1 protein-coding gene is annotated in these 670 nt (G+C 78.4%); it reads left to right on the plus strand.

The features are described 5' to 3' along the window. Window positions 1–11: 11 nt before the first annotated feature. Window positions 12–670 (plus strand): polyketide synthase dehydratase domain-containing protein (locus IEZ31_RS55760; protein ID WP_373294894.1); only part of this gene is annotated, 659 nt, incomplete at its 3' end.

Below are 670 nucleotides of genomic sequence, written 5' to 3' on the forward strand. Positions count from 1 at the left end.
ACACCGGCGCCGTGCAACTGCAGCTCGTGGCCGGGCCGGCCGGCCCCGACGGCACCCGTGATCTGGGCATCCACGCCCGGGCCGGGGATGACGGCGACTGGAACCGGCACGCGACCGGCCTCGTCGCGCCCGCGCCGGGCCACGGACCCGCCGCGGACGAGGACGACCTGGCGGTGTGGCCACCCTCCGGCGCGCGGGCCGTCGCCTTCGGCGACCTGTACGACCGGCTGGCCGCCCGCGGCGTCGCCTACGGGCCGGCGTTCCTCGGCCTGCACCGCGTCTGGCACCGCGGCGGCGACGTGTTCGCCGAGGTCGCCCTCCCCGACGGGGTCCAGGGCGCCGGGTACGGCCTGCACCCCGTCCTGCTCGACGCGGCCCTCCAGGCCTGGCAGACCCGCGACGACGAGCGCGGCGCCGAGGTCCGCATGCCGTTCGAGTGGTCCGGCGTGTCCCTGCACCGCTCGGGGGCCGCGCGGCTGCGGGTCCGCATCCACGCGACCGCGGACGGCGGCATCGGCATCCTCGCCGCCGACGAGACCGGCGCCCCGGTCCTCACCGTCGGCTCGATGGTCCAGCGCCCCGTCACCGGCGACCAGCTGCGGGTCGCGGACCGGTCGCTGTTCCGGGTGGCGTGGAGTCCCTGGACCGGCATCGGCGGGAGCGCGGGGGA

Source organism: Dactylosporangium sucinum, assembly GCF_014647515.1.
Lineage (GTDB): Bacteria > Actinomycetota > Actinomycetes > Mycobacteriales > Micromonosporaceae > Dactylosporangium > Dactylosporangium sucinum.